This window comes from Streptomyces sp. NPDC043952, from assembly GCF_056435325.1.
In genome coordinates, this window is the sequence record NZ_JBWKES010000081.1 from 1 (window position 1) to 1,187 (window position 1,187).

Consider the following 1,187-nt stretch of genomic DNA (forward strand, 5'->3'; position numbering starts at 1 on the left):
CTAGTACTGCAACGGTGTTTGCTGTGACTGATGGCCAGGTCGGGGGCTGTGTCCGCGGCGTTTGTAGTGGCTGGTGCGGGCCTGGTGTTGTCGTCGTCGGCGCCAGGTCGACCAGTGCAGGATGTGCTCGACGGGGGTGGGTCGGCGGTCGGTGAGGCGGGTGATCAGCCGTCGTATCTCGGCGAGGCTGAGGTGGATGAGCTGGGAGGATCCGTTTCTGCTTTCCCGGCATCCAGTTCGCGGGCTCGCAGGACGGTCAGGCAGGCGTGGGCGGCCATGGCGAGGGTCATGTGGCGGTGCCATCCGGGATAGCGGCGGACCTGGTAGTCGTCCAGGCCGCACTCCTGCTTCGCGCTCTGGAAGCACTCCTCGATGGCCCACCGGCTGCCCGCGATGCGGATCAGGTCATCGAGTGTGGTCTGGGCGGGGCAGTAGGCGATGTAGTAGGAGATCTCCCCGGGCCGGCTGATGCTGCGGCGGGCGATCACCCAGTGGCGGCGGTCGGGCCGGTGCCAGGGCCGCACCTCGACACGTGCCCAGTCGTGGATCCGCAGGCCGTGAGCCCCGGTGCCGCAGGAACGGCGCTTCCGTTTCTGCCGGGCGAGACCGTTGAACAAGTCGTGGACGGGATGGTCGATCGCCCAGCGGGTGACGACGGTGTCGTGCCGGGTGGTGGCCATGACGTGGAAGACGTCCGCCCGCTCCAGTTCGGAGCGCCAGCCCTTGGAGAAGCCGTAGGCGGCATCCGCGGTCACCCACCGAAACGGGATCTTGTCCGCGATCGCGCGGCGGATCATCGCCTTGGCCATGGCCACCTTGGTCTCGAAGGCGACCTCGTCGGTGATGCCGGCCCGGCGGCACCTTTCGCGGTCGTCGGTCCAGGAGGTGGGCAGATACAGACGCCGGTCGATCAGTGTCCGCCCGCGGCCGGTGGCACAGGCGAGGAAGACGCCGACCTGGCAGTTCTCCGTCCGCCCGGCGGTGCCGGAGTACTGCCGTCGCACCCCGGCCGACCGCGTCCCCTTCTTCAAGAAGCCCGTGTCGTCCACGACCAGGACGGCGTCGGGGTCGCCGAGGTTGTCGACGACGTACTGGCGCACGTCGTCGAGGACCTCATCGGCGTCCCACTCGATCCGGTTCAGCATCCGGTGGATGCGGTCCGGGCCGGCGTGGCCGGCTTCCTCCGC

The 1,187-nt window shown here is 69.0% G+C and carries 1 protein-coding gene; it reads right to left on the reverse strand.

All coding sequences use genetic code 11. The annotated features are described in order from the left end of the window. Positions 1–164: 164 nt before the first annotated feature. The coding region (locus AC069R_RS34085; protein ID WP_478770566.1) for an IS701 family transposase at positions 165–1,187 on the reverse strand (1,023 nt) is incomplete at its 5' end.